Origin of the sequence: Acetobacter sp. P1H12_c, assembly GCF_018811975.1 — a bacterium.
GTDB lineage: Bacteria > Pseudomonadota > Alphaproteobacteria > Acetobacterales > Acetobacteraceae > Acetobacter > Acetobacter persici.
The window spans coordinates 125,168-143,548 of the sequence record NZ_JACRVR010000005.1 but is presented as its reverse complement, the minus strand read 5'-3'; the positions used below and the strand labels follow the sequence as shown (position 1 = coordinate 143,548).

Annotated in this window: 14 protein-coding genes; 4 read left to right on the top strand and 10 right to left on the bottom strand. The window is 60.0% G+C overall.

Annotated elements, in window-relative coordinates:
- The 3 genes from KP699_RS05760 to KP699_RS05750 form a co-directional block, all read left to right on the top strand.
- The coding region (locus KP699_RS05760) for an OmpA family protein (protein ID WP_374196889.1) at nucleotides 1-389 on the top strand (389 nt) is incomplete at its 5' end.
- Between the two features lie 32 nt (nucleotides 390-421).
- Entirely contained in the window at nucleotides 422-1,474 is a 1,053-nt protein-coding gene (locus KP699_RS05755) for a flagellar motor protein MotA (protein WP_077931251.1), read from the top strand.
- 2 nt (nucleotides 1,475-1,476) lie between these two features.
- Entirely contained in the window at nucleotides 1,477-2,457 is a 981-nt protein-coding gene (locus KP699_RS05750; RefSeq protein ID WP_215761923.1) for a peptidoglycan -binding protein, read from the top strand.
- A gap of 276 nt (nucleotides 2,458-2,733) precedes the next feature.
- On the opposite strand, the gene KP699_RS05745 is transcribed toward KP699_RS05750, so the two are convergent.
- The 6 genes from KP699_RS05745 to ispH form a co-directional block, all read right to left on the bottom strand.
- Complete coding sequence (locus KP699_RS05745) at nucleotides 2,734-4,206, bottom strand: hypothetical protein (RefSeq protein WP_215761922.1); 1,473 nt, start codon at nucleotides 4,204-4,206, stop codon at nucleotides 2,734-2,736.
- Between the two features lie 73 nt (nucleotides 4,207-4,279).
- On the bottom strand, nucleotides 4,280-4,792 hold the full coding sequence (locus KP699_RS05740; RefSeq protein ID WP_215761921.1) for a peptide deformylase: 513 nt from the start codon (nucleotides 4,790-4,792) through the stop codon (nucleotides 4,280-4,282).
- 47 nt (nucleotides 4,793-4,839) lie between these two features.
- A complete protein-coding gene (locus tag KP699_RS05735; RefSeq protein ID WP_215761920.1) occupies nucleotides 4,840-5,409 on the bottom strand; it encodes an alpha/beta hydrolase in 570 nt (189 codons plus the stop codon).
- 35 nt (nucleotides 5,410-5,444) lie between these two features.
- Nucleotides 5,445-5,960, bottom strand: a complete 516-nt coding sequence (gene rnhA, locus KP699_RS05730) for a ribonuclease HI (protein ID WP_077931246.1) — start codon at nucleotides 5,958-5,960, stop codon at nucleotides 5,445-5,447.
- The gene (locus KP699_RS05725; RefSeq protein ID WP_215761919.1) at nucleotides 5,944-6,918 is read right to left on the bottom strand and encodes a homoserine kinase; all 975 of its coding nucleotides are present in this window, start codon (nucleotides 6,916-6,918) and stop codon (nucleotides 5,944-5,946) included. Before KP699_RS05725 ends, rnhA begins: the two co-directional genes overlap by 17 nt.
- Nucleotides 6,919-6,933: 15 nt before the next feature.
- Nucleotides 6,934-7,935 carry a 4-hydroxy-3-methylbut-2-enyl diphosphate reductase gene (gene ispH / locus KP699_RS05720; protein WP_025828496.1) on the bottom strand — a complete coding sequence of 334 codons (1,002 nt, stop codon included), beginning with the start codon at nucleotides 7,933-7,935 and terminating at the stop codon, nucleotides 6,934-6,936.
- A gap of 241 nt (nucleotides 7,936-8,176) precedes the next feature.
- On the opposite strand from ispH, the gene KP699_RS05715 reads away from it, so the two are divergent.
- A complete protein-coding gene (locus KP699_RS05715) occupies nucleotides 8,177-8,767 on the top strand; it encodes a hypothetical protein (RefSeq protein ID WP_035374522.1) in 591 nt (196 codons plus the stop codon).
- 120 nt (nucleotides 8,768-8,887) lie between these two features.
- On the opposite strand, the gene KP699_RS05710 is transcribed toward KP699_RS05715, so the two are convergent.
- From KP699_RS05710 to KP699_RS05695, 4 genes are all read right to left on the bottom strand, one after another.
- Nucleotides 8,888-10,249 carry an AarF/ABC1/UbiB kinase family protein gene (locus tag KP699_RS05710; RefSeq protein ID WP_215761918.1) on the bottom strand — a complete coding sequence of 454 codons (1,362 nt, stop codon included), beginning with the start codon at nucleotides 10,247-10,249 and terminating at the stop codon, nucleotides 8,888-8,890.
- A 1-nt stretch (nucleotide 10,250) separates the two neighbouring features.
- Entirely contained in the window at nucleotides 10,251-12,116 is a 1,866-nt protein-coding gene (locus KP699_RS05705) for a M3 family oligoendopeptidase (protein ID WP_252346820.1), read from the bottom strand.
- A 174-nt stretch (nucleotides 12,117-12,290) separates the two neighbouring features.
- Complete coding sequence (gene gltB, locus KP699_RS05700) at nucleotides 12,291-16,847, bottom strand: glutamate synthase large subunit (RefSeq protein WP_215761916.1); 4,557 nt, start codon at nucleotides 16,845-16,847, stop codon at nucleotides 12,291-12,293.
- Nucleotides 16,847-18,295, bottom strand: coding sequence for an NAD(P)-dependent oxidoreductase (locus tag KP699_RS05695; protein ID WP_212373144.1), 1,449 nt, complete (start codon nucleotides 18,293-18,295; stop codon nucleotides 16,847-16,849). Before KP699_RS05695 ends, gltB begins: the two co-directional genes overlap by 1 nt.
- Nucleotides 18,296-18,381: the final 86 nt, after the last annotated feature.

The following is an 18,381-nucleotide window of genomic DNA, read 5'->3' as shown; positions in this document are numbered from 1 at the left end:
CCTTCCCCATGCCCGCGCAGCCCGCCATTGATGAAAAAGCCACAGGCACCGTATCCACCATTCCGGGCGGCGTGCGGATTACCTTTGCCGCCGGAGCCGCGACGCTAAACCCGGAAACGCATCAGGCGCTTCTGGCCTTCGGTCAGGCGCTGAGCGAAAAGCCCCATGTCCGCGCTCTGATTGACGCCTACAGTTCCGGCGCTGTGGATGATCCCTCCATGCCGCGCCGTATGGCGCTCTCCCGCGGGCTTGCGGCCCGCAGCGTGCTGATGAATGGCGGCATTGCCTCCACGCGCATTTATCTGCGCGTCATTGGCCTGCCCAAGGCCCCCGCCGCCAATGGCGGACAGGATTATATAGATATTTACCAGTCAGACGCTGTACCCTGACGCCCTTCCTCTTCTAACCGGACCGGAACCCAATGACGCGCCCCACACAGTATCTCTTCAGAATGATCGGGTTTCTCGTGTGTGTGGCGCTTGTCGCTGCAACATTGTGGCGGCCCCTGCGGGACGCCTTTTTCAGCAACCCCCTGCTTGATGGGCTAATTCTGGGTCTTCTGGCCATCGGTATCCTGTGGAATATCCTGATGGTGCGCCGCCTTCTGCCGGAAGTAGGCTGGGTAGACGCCATCCGTCAGTCCCGCACGGGTCTGGCGGCTCTGCCGCCGCCACGGATGCTGGCCCCGCTGGCCACAGCCCTTGGCACCCGGCCGGACCAGCGCGGCAACCCGGCAGCACTTTCCACCCCTGCCATGCAGGCCGTGCTGGACTCCATTTCCGGACGGCTGGATGAAGGGCGGGAAGTCTCACGGTATCTCACCGGTCTGCTCATTTTTCTGGGTCTGCTCGGCACGTTTTATGGCCTGCTGCTGACAGTCGCGGCCATTGCGGATGTGATCGCCAACATGTCCGTCGGCGCGGGGGATCTGGATGCCATGTTCGGGCAGCTTAAAACCGGGCTGGCCAAACCGCTGCATGGCATGAGCACGGCGTTTTCCGGCTCCCTGTTTGGGCTGGCCAGCGCACTGGTGCTGGGCTTTCTGGATCTGACGGCCGGGCAGGCACAAAACCGCTTTTTTAACGAGCTGGAAGAATGGCTGGCCGAACAGACCCGTTTTGGTGCCCCCTCCGGCTCCGGGGTGGAAAGCTCTTCCTCCGTTCCGGCCTATATTCAGGCCCTGCTGGAACAGACGGCTGAAAATCTGGAATCCCTGCAAAATCTGGTGCGCACGAGTGAGGCCCGCCGCGAACGGGAAAGTGCGATCCTCAGCAAACTGTCCGACAAGCTGGAGGCCTCCTCCGGCCAGACAGAAGCCCTGCATAATATTGAACGCCTGCTGCACACTCTGGTGCAGAACACTGAGGAAGGGCGCGCCCGCATGACGGCGGACCTGCGGAATGACCTCCGCCTGCTGGCCCGCACCGTTGCCGCCACCGCCGAGACCGCACCCGCCGACCGGAAAGCACCCTGAGCATGGCCCGCCGCCGCAGAAAGCTGCACGCCGGGCTGGATGCCTGGCCCGGCTATGTGGATGCGCTGTCCACATTGCTCATGGTCGTCATTTTTGTGCTGCTGGTGTTTGTCATGGGCCAGACCCTGCTCTCCGCAGCCCTCAACCGGCGTGAACATGTGCTGGAAAAGCTGGAAGGCCAGACTGCCGAACTCTCCCGCCAGCTTGATACGGAACATGCCCGCGCGCATGCGCTGGAAAGCAGCGTAACCGGCCTTCAGGCCCAGCATACGCAGGATACCGAAGCGCTTTCTGCCCGCACGGCTGAAGCTGAAGCCGCCCGCAGCGCCGCACAGGCGGCCAGTGCCCTGAGCGTTGCCGACCAGACACGGGTGACACAACTGAATGATGAGCTGACAGACCTGAACGCCCGCCTTGCGGCACTCGCGCAGGCGCTGGATGTGACGCAGAAAACCGTGCAGAGCAAAGACGCCACCATTGGGGACCTGTCCGCCAGACTAAACACCGCTCTTGCGGACAAGGTAGGGCAGCTCAGCCGGTACCGTTCCGAATTTTTTGGCCGCCTAAGGGACATCCTGCACAACCAGAAGGGCGTGCATGTGGTGGGGGATCGCTTTGTGTTCCAGAGCGAAGTACTCTTCCCGGTGGGGAGCGCGGACCTCTCGCCAGAAGGCCGGTCAGAAATCCATACGCTGGCCCAGACCCTGAAAAGCGTAACCAGTCACATCCCGACAGATATCCCGTGGATTTTGCGTGTGGATGGCCATGCGGACCGCCAGCCTATTCACACCGCCTTCCCCAGCAACTGGGAGCTATCCAGCGCCCGCGCTATTACAGTGGTCAAGCTGCTGGTGGCGGAAGGGATTGACCCACACCATCTGGCGGCCACCGGCTTTGCTGATTACCAGCCGCTGGATACAGAAAGCAGTGCCGCCGCCTATGCCCGCAACCGCCGCATTGAATTCCGCCTGACTGACCGCTGAGACGCGCCGGAACAGACTTAACCGACGGCAGACTGGCAGGTGTTGGCAGGGTGGCAGGGTGGCAGGGTGGCAGGGTGGCAGGGTGGCAGGGTGGCAGGTTAGGTAAGCAGGCGGACGAAGAGACTCAAGAAAAACTGTTCCTCCGCTTCGTCTCTCCTGAGTTGGGGACAGATTTCTGCCCCGGCCCTACTCAGTGAGCCCCGCCGCCTGCTTATTTTGTCCTGCCATTTTGCCTTGCCTGATAGCGGACCGGCTTATGGTTAGGCTAACCCCGCACTAATCCGCCAACGTCAGCGTTTTATCCCACACAAGCAAAACATGCCCGTCCACTGGCTCCACACGTTGCGCTGCGCCAAAACGCGCCTGCGCCTGTGCGGCCTGAGCCGGGGTATCACACAGGAAAAAAGTGCCGCCTTGCGTGTACCAGTCCCGTTTTGACAGGAAATGAAACGGCCTGATCTCCGCGCTAAAGTCCACAGGCGCAATCCGCACCGGGTTGGGCAGAGTATTGACCGCAGCACTCCAGTACGGTGCAAACCCTTGCCTCAGCCCGAGGCGGGCCAGTTCCATATTCACCGGGAAATTCCGGTTGGTCTGCCAGAAATGCACTACAGGAGCAGGCACGCTGAGCAGCGCATAAGCCGCCGCCCCGATCAGTCCAACCATCCGCCCGCCCGCGGGCAAAACCGTATGCCGGGCCAGCAGAAGCGCCATCATGACATAAGGCAACACCAGATACCGCGTTGAGGCATCATCAATCGGTAACTGGCTAAACGTAAATGCGCCGACCATAAGGCCGATACAGAACAAGGCCGCGTAATCAAACACATCGGGCAGAATGGTTTTGCTGCGGGCAATCCGCACAACGCCCCACAGCGCCAGCAGAAGCACAGCCAGATGGAAGAGTTCTGACCCGGCCCCGTGGAGGGAGAACTCTTTTTCAAAAAAATACGCGCCGAAAAAATGCAGCACACCAGAGACCAGCACAGACAGGTTATACCCAATCCGCCCCTGCCCCGCGAACGCCATCGTCCATAACCCCGGCACATGAAACGCACCGTTATGGGTCAGCACGGTTTTAAGCCCGTGTGCCAGCACCACAGACACCAGCAAACACAGCAGCAACCGGCCCTGTTCCAGCCGGCGCTTTTGCACACTCAGCACCGCAAGCGCGCCCAAAACGGGCAGAATGAAGCCGTATTTTATAATATCATCACTGGCGAGGCACAGAACCAGCAGGCCAACAAATACCCCCCATACGGCCGGTCTTTCCTGTTTTTTCTGGGCAAAAATCAACAGCCAGCACGCCAGCACACCAATATACGCGCCGATATGGATGCAGGGGATAAGCAGCACCTGCACCCCAAACGCGGTGGGGGCTGCCAGCAGTACCAGCCAAAACCACGCACCTGCCGGAGCCAGCACCTGACACAACCGGAACGCCAGCAACACCAGGGCGGCCAGCAGCATGGCCGGAACCAGATAATAGAAAGACAGATGCCAGCCAGCGAGACCGGCAGCCACTACATAAGGGAGAATTTCCGTCACATAATACGGCTCTGTGGACAGATCCCAGCCCCGGAGCAGAATGTTGCCGTGCAGAATATCCTGTGCTTCCAGCACAGCAGACACGCTGTCCGAATTAAACGGCAGGGTTGCGGCCAGAGACATATAAAAGGCTGAAAGCACCACAAAGGCGACAAGATAGCCAAGAAGCGTCTTACTGGTTTTCCTGATACGGACAGGCACACCGGACCTTTCAAAACAACAGGGACGACACCGCCCGGCGCGTGAAGGCTGGCAACCTCCGCGTGACAGGTTTTTACCGCAGTTCCTTCTGGCGGCGCTGCAATTTTTCATAACGGTCCATCACGCGCCTGCGCCGCAGGCCAGATAACCGCTGGAGCCAGAACAGGCCATTAAGCTGGTCAATTTCATGCTGGTGGCAGGCAGCGCGCAGGCCCTCCGCCTCTTCCACATGGGCTACCCCGTCCAGATCCTGATACTGCACGCGGACTTTCGCAGCCCGCTCAATATCCTCCGTCACCCCCGGCATGGAGACACTTCCTTCCTCCTGCCGGATCATGTCGTCCGACATCCAGAGGATTTCCGGATTGACGTAGATCTGTGGCCGCGCGGCGTCCGGCAGTTCCAGCACCACAACGCGCTGCCCCACGCCAATATGGGGGCCTGTCATGCCAATGCCCGGTGCGGCCCGCATACTTTCCAGAATATCCTGCGCCAGAGTTGCCAGACCGGCATCAAAAACCGTGACAGGTGCGGCCTCCTGCCGCAAACGCTGGTCCGGAAAGTGGACAATCGGGCAAATCGTCATGGCAGGCAGCAAACCTTTTTTGTGACAACGCGCAACACAAGCCGCTCTCAGGCCTGTCGCAGCAGATCCAGCAAGGCCGGAAACTGCTCATATCCTTCGCGCCCCAGAAAATGCCCGCCTCCGGGCACTTCCAGCGTCGTGGTCTCCAGCGCGGCCGCCAGAGTGTGGGAAAGCTGGGGGGCTACGATCTGATCATTATCGGAAAAAACAGAGGCCCGGAATGCGGCCCGGCGTTGCAGGTCCGCATAATCCAGCGAGCGTGCCGTAAACGCATCCAGCTGTGGCAGGGTCTGAAGAGGCTGGTCAAACCCGGAGACCAGCACATAGCCTCCTAATGTCTCTCCTTTCGGCCGGGACAGCACATGCCGCAGCAGGGTGACGCAGCCGAGGCTATGGCCAATCAGCACGGTCCGCTCATTCAGATGTGGCAGAACTGTCTCAAGCGTTTCAGCCCAGAGCTGAGGGGCCGGGTTCTGGGAGAATGGCAAAGCGGGCACATGCACCCCAGCCCCGCCCTGTTCCAGCTGCGCCTTGAGCCAGGGGAACCAGTGCGCCTCGGGGCTGGCCATATAACCATGAACAATGACGAACTGTTTTGAAGAGAAATCAGGCATCATCCGCTCCCGCTCACACCCTCTGGCCGTCTCCCCCGTCAGCCGGGGTTTTTCATGGCCTCTTCCACGGCTTTACGGGCTTCGGTCGCCAGTTCATCCACCCGTTCATTTTCCGGCACGCCGGAATGGCCTTTAACCCAGTGCCAGGACACATCATGCTGTTTGGCGGCCTCCAGCAGGCGACGCCATAAATCCATATTCGCAACCGGATCACCTGACGCATTGCGCCAGTTGCGGCGCACCCAGCCGGTGTGCCACCGGGTAATGCCGTTACGCACATACTCGCTATCCGTGTGCAGGCGCACCGTGCAGGGGCGTTTGAGGGCTTCCAGAGCCTCCGCCGCGGCGGTCAGCTCCATACGGTTGTTGGTGGTTGCTTCCTCCCCGCCAGAGAGTTCCCGCTCAACCCCTTTAAAGCGGAGCAGAACACCCCAGCCACCGGGGCCGGGATTGGGGCGGCAGCCGCCGTCAGTCCAGATTTCCACAACCTGTGCCTCAGGCTGCGGCTCCCCCTGTTGTTCCGGGGCGGGAGAGGTTTCAGAATCCGTAGCCATCAACCGTCTCCGTTGCCAGATGGAAGCGCAGGCGCCTGAGGTAATCCAGCGGATCTTTGGGCGTTACCAGCGCATCGGCCGGTGTGTTGATCCAGTCATACAGGCGCGTCAGCAAAAAGCGCATGGACGCACCCCGGGCCAGAACGGGCAGAGCCTGCCGTTCCTCAGCGTTCAGCGGGCGCACGGATTCATAGCCCTGCAAGAGCTGCCGCCCGAATGTGACGTTAAACGACCCATCCCCTTCAAAGCACCAGGCATTGAGGCAGATAGCGATGTCATACGCCAGAAAATCCGTGCAGGCGAAATAAAAATCAATCAGGCCGGAGACGCTCTTCTGCAAAAAGAAAACATTATCCGGGAACAGATCCGCGTGGATCTGGCCGTGCGGCAGCGCAGCATTTGCGCCGTGCCCCGGCCAGTGCGGCAGAATATGCGTAAATGCCTCATCCAGTTCCGCCAGCAGGCCGGGATGCACGGCATCCGCTCCTGCCCGGCAGGAATCCAGCAAAGGCTGCCATGCGTCCGGCCCCAGCGCGTTGGGGCGGACGGGTGTATAGCTGCGTCCGGCCTCATGCAGGCGGGCCAGTGCCTGCCCGAGCGGGCGGCAATGCTCCTGCCGGATTTTGCGCGGCCAGACACCGGGCAGAAAAGTTGTAATGGCTGCGGGCCGCCCGGCGAGGGTGCCAAGCGTCTGCCCGGCCTTACTGGCAACAGGCTGCGGGCAGGAAACGCCCTGCCCGGCCAGATGCTGCATCAGCCCCAGAAACCACGGAAGTTCCTGCGCATTCACGCGCTTTTCATACAGCGTGAGGATAAAATCCCCCTGTGTGGTCCGCAGCTGGAAATTGCTGTTTTCCACCCCTTCGGCAATCCCGCGAAACGCCACCAGATTCCCGATGGCGTAATCGCTTAGAAAAGCCTCAAGAGCCTCATCACTCACATCTGTATAAACAGCCATCCTGCCTGACTGCCCTCAGCCCAGAGGAGCAGGCAGACGGAAGATCACGTTTTCTTCCTTCACCGTACGTTCATCAATGCACAGCGTGTAACGCTTGGCCATTTCGGCCACCATTTCCTGCACCAGAGCTTCCGGCGCGGAGGCCCCGGCGGTAATGCCCAGCGTGTTCACACCGTCCAGCACGGACCAGTCCAGCGCATCCAGACGCTGCACCAGCAGGGCACGCGCGGCACCGGAACGCTCAGCCACTTCCCGCAGGCGCTGGGAGTTGGAGGAGTTGGGTGAGCCAATCACAATCACCAGATCACATTCCGGCGCAATGGCCTTCACGGCTTCCTGACGGTTGGTTGTCGCGTAGCAGATATCCTCGCGCTTCGGCCCTTCAATCAGCGGGAAGCGCTCACGCAGGATGTCCACAATTTCCGCCGTATCATCAACGGAGAGCGTGGTCTGCGTGATAAACGCCAGACGGGCCGGATCAGCAGGCTGCACGGTGCGGGCTTCTTCCGCATCATTGATCAGCGTGACCGCACCGGGAGGCAGCTGCCCCATGGTCCCCACCACTTCCGGGTGGCCAGCATGACCGATCATCAGGATATGGCGGCTTTCCGGACCACCTCCGGCAAAATGACGCTCAGCCTCACGGTGCACCTTGGACACCAGCGGGCAGGTTGCATCCAGATACAGCAGGTTGCGGCGTTCTGCCTCCGCGGGCACCGTCTTGGGCACGCCGTGAGCGGAAAACACAACATGGCCATCGGCCGGAACTTCATCCAGTTCCTCGACAAAAATGGCGCCCTGCGCTTCCAGAGCTTCCACCACCGTCCGGTTGTGGACAATTTCATGACGCACATAAACAGGTGCGCCGTAGCGGCGGATCGCTTCTTCCACCACGCGGATTGCGCGGTCTACCCCGGCGCAGAACCCACGCGGACCAGCGAGAAGAACCTTGAGAGACCTGCCATGAGAAGCCTGTGCAGGCTCCTGTGTGGCAACAGACGGTGTTTGATCGGGCATGGTGTTCCCCAAACTTGCGGCGGACGGTATAGAAAAAACAGCTACTAAGAAGCATTAAGTAAGGTAGGCTATGCCCGAAACCCTGAGCAGGTCTCGGTCACCGTGGCCATGGCCTACGCAAACCGAGGTGGTGATGCAACCCGTTTTCCGGCATGGTGGCCAGCACACCCCTGCTTGATGTTCTATTTTGCTTGTTTTTTATCTGTTCAACCCCCTCTAACCGATAATTCCGGATTTGCACATGTCCCAAGACCTTTCTCGTCCATGCCGTCTGCTGCCCCGCTTTGCGGTGTCAGGTCTTGCGGCTCTTGGCCTGCTGACCACCCTTGGTGGCTGCGGGGATGAGGAAAGTGCCTCCATATCCTTCGCGCCGTCCTGCCCGCTGACGCATATTCCGCCGGAAGCCGCGGATTATTATCTGTATGACGGCAAGACCGCGACCTTCCCGCACCTGATTACAAAAGCCAGCATTCTGAAGTTGCAGGGGGACTGTCTGGCTGCCGGTCCGAAGGACCTGAAAACCCGAATCGCGCTGCGCTTTGTGGTCAGTCACGGCCCCGCAGCGGCAGGCAGCACCGTTACGCTGCCATGGTTTATCGCCGTGCTGCATGGCGATAAGATTGTGAACAAGCATGTGTTCAAACACACATTCCAGTTCCCGGCCAACCTCTCCAGCATCACGAGTGACAGCAAGGTCGTCACGGTTGATCTGCCCATTCCACCCAAAAACACGGATTCGGATTACCGGTTTGAAGTGGGCTTCCAGCTCACGCAGGACCAGCTTGATTATAACGAAAAGCACCTGAAAAAAGTGGACTATCAGGCTTACTAAACCCCTGAAAGACCTGCCTCCCGCCTCCGACCAGAGTCCCGGGGCGCCCCTGCCTCGCACATTCCCTGTGGGGGAAGGCGTGAGGCAGGATTACGGGAGCCCCGGCGCTCTACTCGCTTGTTAGCTGGCCGGCGTTTCCGGGAAGCGGGCTGCGTCCACCGCCGCTTTCTGGCGGGCTGCCAGAGCAGCCTCATCAAACTCCTGCACGATCTCATGGAAGAGCTCGTACCAGTTCATTTTCACTTTCAGCCGCATAAAGACAGACCCCAGCCCCACAGCAGAGCGGTCCACCAGCACAAATTCACGCGGCAGACGGACGCCCCCGGTGCGTTGCAGGCCCTCATGCACGCGGGTAAGGATTTCCCGGCCCTGATTGGGGTTGTTGCCTTCCTGAATATACCGCACGCGGTTATCCATCAGCGGTTCATACAGGAACCCGGCCCACTCATTCAGCACATCAACCTTGTCAGGCGTCAGATCTTTAAAGCCCCATGCCGCGTAAGCCTGCGTGGCGAGCTCCTTATCTTTGGTCTGCAAGGCGCGATAAAGATCAAGATTGCCCTTGATAAAGGCCGGGCTGAAAATACGGATTGCCCCAAAGTCCAGCAGGTTCAGGCCGTAATCGTCCCGCACGGTGAAGTTGCCCATATGCGGGTCCCCGTGCACCACACCATACTGATAGAGCGGCACATACCACGCACGGAACAGCGTGCGGGCAATTCTCTGCTTCTGCTCTTCCGTCAGCCCTGCCTGAATAACCGCGTTCAGGCCACGTCCATTGACCCATTCCATGGTCAGCAGGCGGCGTGTGCAGAGTTCATCCACCGGGGCAGGAACCGTCACCTCCGGGCAGTCTGCCAGAACGCTGCGATACAGGCGCATATTGGCGGCCTCACGCAGGTAATCCAGTTCCTCACGCAGGCGCTCGGTCAGTTCCTCCACCACATCATCCTGCCGGATGGCGTTATCCAGCCGGTGATAAACACCAATAGCCATCCGGAACTGGCGCAGGTCTGCTTCCACCGCCGCATTCATGTCCGGATATTGCAGCTTGCACGCCACCTGCCGGCCATCGGTCAGCACCGCTTTGTGCACCTGCCCGAGGCTTGCGGCGGCTGAGGCCTCCCGCCCGAAGGAGCGGAAATTCTTCTCCCAGCCAGCCCCCAGCTCCGCCGTCATGCGGCGACGCACAAAGTTCCAGCCCATAGGCGGCGCATTAGCCTGCAACTGGGCGAGTTCTTCCGCATATTCATCCGGCAGTGCGCCGGGAATGGTGGAGAGAAGCTGTGCGGCCTTCATCAGCGGCCCTTTCAGCCCGCCGAGAATGGACTTCAGGTCTTCCGCGTGAGAAGCCCCGCCAGAGCGGATACCCATCTTGTGCCCGGCAAGGCGGGCCGCAATGCCGCCCACGGTGCCGGTTGTCTGGACCATCCGGCGCAGTTCCCCAAAAACGCCGGTATTATCCAGATCCCGCTCCGCCATGTTATGCCTGCTCCAGCTGGTCGATAAAGCCGGAAATCACATCCAGCCCCTTGCGCCAGAAGCCGGGGTCAGACGCATCCAGCCCGAAGGGCGCCAGCAGTTCCCTGTGCCGTTTGGTGCCGCCTGCTTCCAGCATGGCGATATATTTGTCCTGAAAGCCCGGAGCGCCCTCACTGAACACGCCATACAGGGCATTCACCAGACAATCCCCAAAAGCATAGGCATAGACATAGAACGGCGAGTGAATGAAGTGCGGGATATACGCCCAGAACACGTCATACTCCGGCGTGAAGTTGAAGGCCGGACCAAGGCTTTCTGTCTGCACCTGTCGCCAGATTTCCCCAATCCGCTCGGGCAGAAGCTCCCCGGATTTCCGCTCATCATGCACGCGGGTTTCAAACTCGTAGAACGCAATCTGGCGCACCACGGTGTTGAGCATATCCTCCACCTTGCCCGCCAGCAGCGTGCGTTTGCGCGCCGGGTCTGTCTCGGCATCCAGCAGGGACTGGAAGGTCAGCATTTCCCCAAACACACTCGCGGTTTCAGCCAGTGTCAGCGGAGTGTTGGACTGAAAATAGCCCTGCTTTGCCGCCAGAACCTGATGCACACCATGCCCCAGCTCATGCGCCAGCGTCATCACATCCCGGGTGCGGCCATGATAGTTGAGCAGGATGAACGGATGCGCGGACGGCACCGTGGGGTGCGCAAAGGCCCCCGGAGACTTTCCGGGTGCGGGCGGCACATCAATCCACGGATGCGTCAGAAAGGTGTTGATCACCTTGCCCATGCGCGGGTCAAAGCCATCATAGGCTTTCTGCACAATCTGTTTTGCTTCGTCCCACGGGATTTTACGGTCTTCACAACCGGGCAGCGGGGCGTTGCGGTCCCAGTGTTCCAGCTTATCCAGCCCCATCCACTGCGCCTTCAGGGCGTAATAGCGGTGCGCCAGACGCGGATAATCTTCCCGCACGGCAGAGACCAGCGCATCCACCACCTCATCTTCCACCATGTTGGACAGATTGCGGGAGGATGTGGGGCGGGCGTAATGGCGCAGCCCGTCGGAAATGGCCTTATCCTTGGCCAGTGTGTTGGTGATGAGGGCAAACAGCCGCACATTCTCACCAAACACCTTGCCCACAGCCTTCCCGGCTTTTTCCCGCACGGAGCGATCCGAATCGGACAGGCGGTTCAGCGCATCGCCAACCGGCATGTCCGTGCCATCCAGCGTGACGCGCAGGGCGGCTATCGTCTCATCAAACAGTCGGCACCAGGACTGCGCACCCGTGACAGATTTTTCCAGCAGAACTTTCTCGACCTCATCAGAGAGCTGATGCGGGCGGAACAGACGGGTATCATCCAGAAACGGCTTCCAGTGCGCCAGAGCCGGGTCCTGCATTTTCTGCGCCAGATCGGCCTCATCCAGCCGGTTGAGTTCCAGCGTGAAGAACAGAAGATGCGTGGAAATTTCCGTCAGCTTTTCACTGATGGACTGGCTGAACCGGCTGATGGCCGGATCGGATGAATTCGCGGCAAACAGCAGGGAGGCGTAGGACCCCGCTTTACCCAGCGTTTCCTCAATTGCCTCACAGGCCCGGATCGCTTCGGCAACCTCCGCCCCGCTCAGCCCGGCCAGCTTGCCCTGATACCGGGCGGCAAAGTCCTGTGCCTGCCGCGCAGCCTGATCCAGATCCTGCGTGATGGCGGGATCTTCCATACTATTATAGAGAGCCGAGAGGTCCCAGCGCGGAAGGGCGGAAGCCCCCTGCTCCGGCGCGGCACTGGTTGCGGCCACAGCCCCCGCTTCCGCAGCGAAGGCCGGAAGCCGGGACGAACGGTGAGAATGCGCTGTCTGTTTCATAAGCCGCATCCTACCGTGCAATTTATCATGAGGCGAGTACATGTGAACGCAATCGGGGTTCACATAAGGCGCAGGTCACGCCTCCCCCGGCAGGCCGCTCCCCTTCCCTCACTGAGGAAACAGAAGCCAGCCTTCCAGAATACTGTTTCTGAGCAGATATTCTCTGCTCAGAAACAGGCCTGATCAGGCAGACTGAGCCAGTGCTTCCTCCGGCACAGTAAAGCCGATGATGCGGGCATAGTCCTTCGGCACAATCTGCCAGAAGCGCGGCAGAACATCGTCCCATTTGTGCAGCAGGTTTGTCGCGTAAGGCGAGCCGGTTTCTTCCACATGCCGCTCGACCAGACGCCGCAGGTCCTGCGCCCAGCGGCCCTCCGTCACACGGGTCCAGAGGAGTGCCTCCGGATTAACGCGCTTTTCAAAGGTGTTGGCATCATCCAGCACAAACGCCATGCCGCCGGTAAAGCCTGCGCCGAAATTGTCCCCAATTTCACCCAGCACCACCACGGTGCCGCCCGTCATATATTCACAGGCGTTGGACCCGCAGCCTTCCACCACAGCAACCGCACCGGAGTTGCGCACGGCAAAGCGTTCACCCGCCTGCCCTGCGGCATAAAGTTCCCCGGCTGTCGCGCCATACAGCACCGTGTTGCCGATAATGGCGTTCTGGTTGCTGACAAGGCGGGAAGACGGAGAAGGTCGTACGGTGATGGTCGCCCCGGAGAGGCCCTTCCCGACATAATCGTTGGCATCCCCCAGCACTTCGAGCTTCAGCCCCTGCACGGCAAACGCCCCGAGGGACTGCCCGGCTGAGCCACGCAGACGCACCGTGAGGTGCCCCGGCGCCAGCGTCGTCATGCCAAACTTGCGCACAATGAGCGAGGACATACGGGTGCCAATGGCACGCTGCGTGTTCTGCACATTGTAATGCAGCTGCATTTTCTCGCCGTGATCAAACAGCGGCTTTGCATCGCTGATCATCTGCGCATCCAGCGTGTCCGGCACCTCGTTCCGGCCTTCCAGCGTGCAGTAGCGTGCATACGGGCCCGGATCTGCCTGTGAGAGGAGAGAGTTGAGGTCCAGATCATCCAGATAATCCGCACCACGTGAGACCTGACGCAGCAGATCAGTCCGGCCGATCACTTCATTCAGGCTCCGGAAGCCCAGAGACGCCAGAATATTGCGCACATCTTCCGCAATGAAGGAGAACAGGTTGATCACCTTCTCCGGTGTGCCTTCAAACTTCTTGCGCATCGCCTCATCCTGCGAGCACACGCCCACCGGACAGGTGTTGGAGTGGCACTGGCGCACCATGATGCAGCCCATGGCCACAAGGCTGGCGGTGCCAATCCCGAACTCTTCCGCACCCAGCATGGCGGCAATCACCACATCCCGCCCGGTTTTGATACCGCCATCCGTGCGCAGCTTAACGCGGTGCCGCAGGCGGTTGAGCATCAGCACCTGATGGGCTTCCGCCAGCCCCAGTTCCCACGGCAGACCAGCATACTTCACGGAAGTTAGCGGACTAGCCCCGGTGCCACCAGAATGGCCGGAAATCAGAATGGCATCGGCTTTCGCCTTCGCCACACCCGCCGCAATAGTGCCAATGCCGGAGCGTGCGACCAGTTTGACGGTCACAGTCGCCTCGGGGTTGATCTGTTTCAGATCATAAATGAGCTGCGCCAGATCCTCGATTGAATAAATATCGTGATGCGGCGGCGGAGAAATGAGAGTGACACCCGGTGTGGCATGACGCAGCTTTGCAATCAGTTCCGTGACTTTAAAGCCCGGCAACTGGCCGCCCTCACCCGGTTTGGCACCCTGTGCCACCTTGATTTCCAGCTCACGGCAATCATTCAGATACTGCGCCGTCACGCCAAAACGGCCGGACGCCACCTGCTTGATGGCAGAAGAGGCATTATCGCCATTCGGGCGCGGTTTTGCGCGTTCCGGATCTTCACCGCCCTCCCCAGAGTCAGACTTCGCCCCAATCCGGTTCATGGCGATGGACAGCGTCTCATGCGCTTCCGGGCTAAGTGCGCCCAGAGAAATTGCTGGTGAGATCAGGCGTTTCCGCAACTGCGTAATGCTTTCCACTTCCTCCACCGGAATGGGTGTGCGGCCTTCCCGGAAGTCCAGCAGGTCCCGCAGTGCCACCGGCGGCTGGGCGCGCACGGCATCGGCATAGCGTTTGTAGATGGTAAAGCTGTCACTCGCCACTGCGGTCTGGAGCATATGGATCAGCGTACCATCAAACGCATGCTGTTCCCCCTTGCGGCGCAGTTTGTAAAAACCACCGACAGGCAGGGCAAGAGACGCGGAATCCCATGCTTCCTGATGGAAGGTCAGCACGTTACGTGCAATGCCGGGCAGACCAATACCGGAAATGCGGGACGGCATACCGGGGAAGAATTCTGCCGTCAGTGCGCGGGAAAGCCCCACGGCCTCAAAGTTGCAGCCGCCACGGTAAGACGCCACGATTGATATGCCCATTTTGGACATGATCTTGAGCAGCCCTTTATCCACCGCCTTGCGGTAACGCTCCATACATTCACGCAGGCTGAGGCTACCAAAAAGGCCGCGACGATGCCGGTCCGCAATACATTCCTGCGCCAGATACGGGTTTACCGTCGTCGCCCCCACCCCGATGGTCACGGCGATGGAATGCACATCCAGCGTGGTGGACGCCCGCACGTTGAGAGACGTGAAGGTGCGCAGAGAATTGCGGACAAGATGCGTATGGACCGCCGCCGTTGCCAGAATCATCGGGATATAGGCCCGGTCCGGAGACTGGTTTTCATCCGTCAGGAAGACATGCGTGCAGCCACCGCGCACACTTTCTTCCGCCTCACGCCGGATGCGGGCAATGGCTTCACGCAGGCCAGACTCGCCTTCCTTCGCCGGGAAGGAGCAGTCAATCAGACACCCGGATGTGCCGCAGAAGGCGCGCAGAGCCTCATATTCACCCGATGTCAGAACCGGGCTGGGCAGTTGCAGCATTTCACACTGTTCTGCGGACTGATCGAGAATATTCCCCAGATTTCCCAGACGGGTCACAAGGCTCATCACGCGGGATTCGCGCAGGGAATCAATCGGCGGATTGGTAACCTGACTAAAGCCCTGCCGGAAATAATGCGACAGCCCCCGGAAGCGCGGAGACAGCACCGCCAGCGGCGTATCATCCCCCATGGAGCCAATCGCTTCGCTCCCGGTTTCCACCATCGGGTGCAGAATGGCTTCCAGCTCTTCCAGCGTCGTGCCGACGGCAAGCTGCCGGCGGCGCAGTTCATCGCCCTGATAGAAAACGGGCTCTTTCACATCGGACCGCACGATGCAGCCGATTTTCTGAATACCGCCAACCCATGAGGAAAAATCCTGACGGGAGGCCAGAAGATCCAGCAATTCCTCATTGCCATACAGGCGGGCTTCCTGAAGATCGACGCCAATCACATCGCCCGGCCCAAGCCGCCCGCGTTTGGCAACATTGCTTTCAGGCACACGCACCATGCCGGTTTCAGAGCCGACAATCAGCAGATTATCATCTGTCACCGTGTAGCGCAGCGGGCGCAGACCGGAGCGGTCCAGACCAGCGACCACCCAGCGGCCATCCGTTGCGCACAGGGCGGCCGGGCCGTCCCACGGTTCCATCACGGCGTTGCAATAGGCAAACATGTCCCGGTGGGACTGCTTCATCAGAGAATTCCCGCCCACGCTGGCCGGGATCATCAGGGCTTTGGCGGCAGGCGCATCCCGTCCGGCAAAGGTCAGCAGTTCAAACACGTTATCCAGCGTCGCGGTATCGGACCCGCCCGCCTGCACCAGCGGCTTGATGTCCTTCATCCACGGGTCAAGATCCGGGTGAGACAGCCGTGTCTCGTGGCTTTTCATCCAGTTGATGTTGCCAGAAATGGTGTTGATTTCACCATTATGCGCCAGACGCCGGAAGGGCTGCGCCAGCTTCCATGTCGGGAAGGTATTGGTGGAATACCGCTGATGATAGATGGCAAAGCGGCTGACAAAACGCTCATCCAGAAGGTCCGGATAAAATTCCGTCAGATGCTCGGCCAGAAACATGCCTTTATAGATGATGGAGCGGCAGGACAGAGAGCAGATATACAGGTCAACCTGCGCTGCAATCGCCGCTTTTTCAATCCGCCGACGGATGACATACAGATCACGCTCAAAGGCATCCTCTGCCGTACCCGGCAGATTACGGATCATGATCTGTTCAATTTCCGGCCGCGTAGCATTGGCTTTTTCACCAATACAGGCCGTGTCAATCGGCACCTGACGCCAGCCGTAAATGCCGTAGCCAAAAGCCAGAATTTCCGTCTCAATAATCTGGCGGCACTGTTCCTGCGCAACAAGGTCCGTCTTGGGCAGGAATACCTGACCAACCGCAATCAGGGCCCCTTCTACCGGCTGATCCCCGGTGCTGGTAATTGCATCGGCAAAGAACTTCTGCGGAATTTCAACATGGATCCCGGCGCCATCACCCGTTTTACCGTCGGCATCCACAGCGCCGCGGTGCCAGATGGCTTTCAGGGCCGCAATACCGGCTTCCACCACGTCACGCCGGCGCTTGCCATCCAGTGCGGCAACCAGACCAACGCCACAGGAATCCCGCTCATCCGCCGGGTCATACAGCCCGTCCAGAGCGGCAACATTGTTGTCCCACGCTTCAAAAAACTCTTTGGCGCTTTCACCATGCGTGGTGTCAGGATGCTTCTGCATACCCATTATCCCTGCTCCGCCACGGTCTGCGCCGTTGCATGTGTTTCAATCCATTGATGGATGCGTTCCGCCGCATCCCGACCATCGCGAATAGCCCACACCACCAGACTGGCCCCGCGCACAATATCCCCGGCGGCAAACACGCCGGGCAGGCTGGTCATAAAGCTGTCATGCCCCACTTTGAGCGTGCCCCAGCGGGAGACGGCCAGATCAGGCTCCCCCCACAACTGAGGCAGCGGTTCCGGGTCAAACCCCAGAGCCTTGATCACCAGATCTGCGTCCAGTGTGAAGGAACTGCCCTCCAGCGGCTCGACTGACTGGCGGCCTGTCGCATCGGGCAGGCCCAGCTTCATGCGGGTAGCGCGTACACCTGTGACATGGTCATCGCCCAGAAAAGCTTCCGGAGCAGACAGCCAGACAAAGTCCACACCTTCCTCTTCCGCGTTTTTCACTTCCCGCGCGGACCCCGGCATGTTGGCTTTATCGCGCCGATACAGGCACTTCACGGATTTTGCGCCCTGACGGATAGCGGTGCGGACGCAATCCATGGCGGTATCCCCACCGCCCAGCACCACAACATTTTTGCCTTTGGCATCCAGTGCCAGTGCATCATCCGGCAGCGTATCACCCAGAGAGCGACGGTTGGAGGCGGTCAGGTAATCCAGTGCGCGCTCAATTCCAGCCAGACCAGCCCCCGGCCCACCAATCTCGCGGGATTTGTAGACACCTGTTGCAATCAGAACAGCCTGATGGCGGGTGCGCAGCTCCGCGAAGGAAAGCTCCCCTTTACCACTGCCAACACCCTGCCCCAGATGGAACACCACGCCGCTTTCTTCCAGCAGCGCATGGCGGCGGGCCACAATATCCTTCTCCAGCTTAAAGCCGGGAATTCCGTAAACCAGCAGGCCACCCACGCGGTCATACCGGTCATACACATGGACCTGATAGCCTGAGGCCCGCAGGCGTTCCGCCGCAGCCAGACCACCCGGACCAGCGCCGATAATCCCGACACTCTCAGCGCGTTCCCGCACCGGGCGCGTCGGCTTGACCCAGTTATTCTCAAAAGCGGTGTCCGTAATATAACGCTCAACGGCCCCGATGGTGACGCTCTCAAACCCCGGCTCAATGACGCAGTTGCCTTCACACAGGCGGTCCTGCGGGCAGATACGGCCACAGATTTCCGGGAAGGTATTGGTTGCGGAAGAGACTTCATAAGCTTCTTCCAGCCGCCCTTCCGCCGTCAGCATCAGCCAGTCGGGGATATTATTCCCCAACGGGCAATGGACGGAGCAGAACGGCACACCGCACTGAGAACACCGGCTGGCCTGCACGCCCGCAGCCGCTGGTGCGAAGTCCTCATAAATCTCATCAAAATCAGCCCGGCGCGCCTGAGCCGTGCGCTTATCGGGCTGTTTCTGAGCGACAGAGACAAATTTCAGCATGGGTGTGGTCATAAGGCGATCCCCGGAGACAGGGCGCGCGTCAGACAGACCTCGCCCCAAACAAGCAGAAATGAGGTAGCGTCTTACACAGCATCCTG

What these genes read in the sequence shown, in the direction of transcription:
- KP699_RS05755 (WP_077931251.1), top strand. Translation starts at nt 422, where the DNA reads ATGACGCGCCCCACACAGTATCTCTTCAGAATGATCGGGTTTCTCGTG.
- KP699_RS05750 (WP_215761923.1), top strand. Translation starts at nt 1,477, where the DNA reads ATGGCCCGCCGCCGCAGAAAGCTGCACGCCGGGCTGGATGCCTGGCCC.
- KP699_RS05740 (WP_215761921.1), bottom strand. Translation starts at nt 4,792, where the DNA reads ATGACGATTTGCCCGATTGTCCACTTTCCGGACCAGCGTTTGCGGCAG.
- KP699_RS05735 (WP_215761920.1), bottom strand. Translation starts at nt 5,409, where the DNA reads ATGATGCCTGATTTCTCTTCAAAACAGTTCGTCATTGTTCATGGTTAT.
- rnhA (WP_077931246.1), bottom strand. Translation starts at nt 5,960, where the DNA reads ATGGCTACGGATTCTGAAACCTCTCCCGCCCCGGAACAACAGGGGGAG.
- KP699_RS05725 (WP_215761919.1), bottom strand. Translation starts at nt 6,918, where the DNA reads ATGGCTGTTTATACAGATGTGAGTGATGAGGCTCTTGAGGCTTTTCTA.
- ispH (WP_025828496.1), bottom strand. Translation starts at nt 7,935, where the DNA reads ATGCCCGATCAAACACCGTCTGTTGCCACACAGGAGCCTGCACAGGCT.
- KP699_RS05715 (WP_035374522.1), top strand. Translation starts at nt 8,177, where the DNA reads ATGTCCCAAGACCTTTCTCGTCCATGCCGTCTGCTGCCCCGCTTTGCG.
- KP699_RS05710 (WP_215761918.1), bottom strand. Translation starts at nt 10,249, where the DNA reads ATGGCGGAGCGGGATCTGGATAATACCGGCGTTTTTGGGGAACTGCGC.
- KP699_RS05705 (WP_252346820.1), bottom strand. Translation starts at nt 12,116, where the DNA reads ATGCGGCTTATGAAACAGACAGCGCATTCTCACCGTTCGTCCCGGCTT.
- gltB (WP_215761916.1), bottom strand. Translation starts at nt 16,847, where the DNA reads ATGGGTATGCAGAAGCATCCTGACACCACGCATGGTGAAAGCGCCAAA.
- KP699_RS05695 (WP_212373144.1), bottom strand. Translation starts at nt 18,295, where the DNA reads ATGACCACACCCATGCTGAAATTTGTCTCTGTCGCTCAGAAACAGCCC.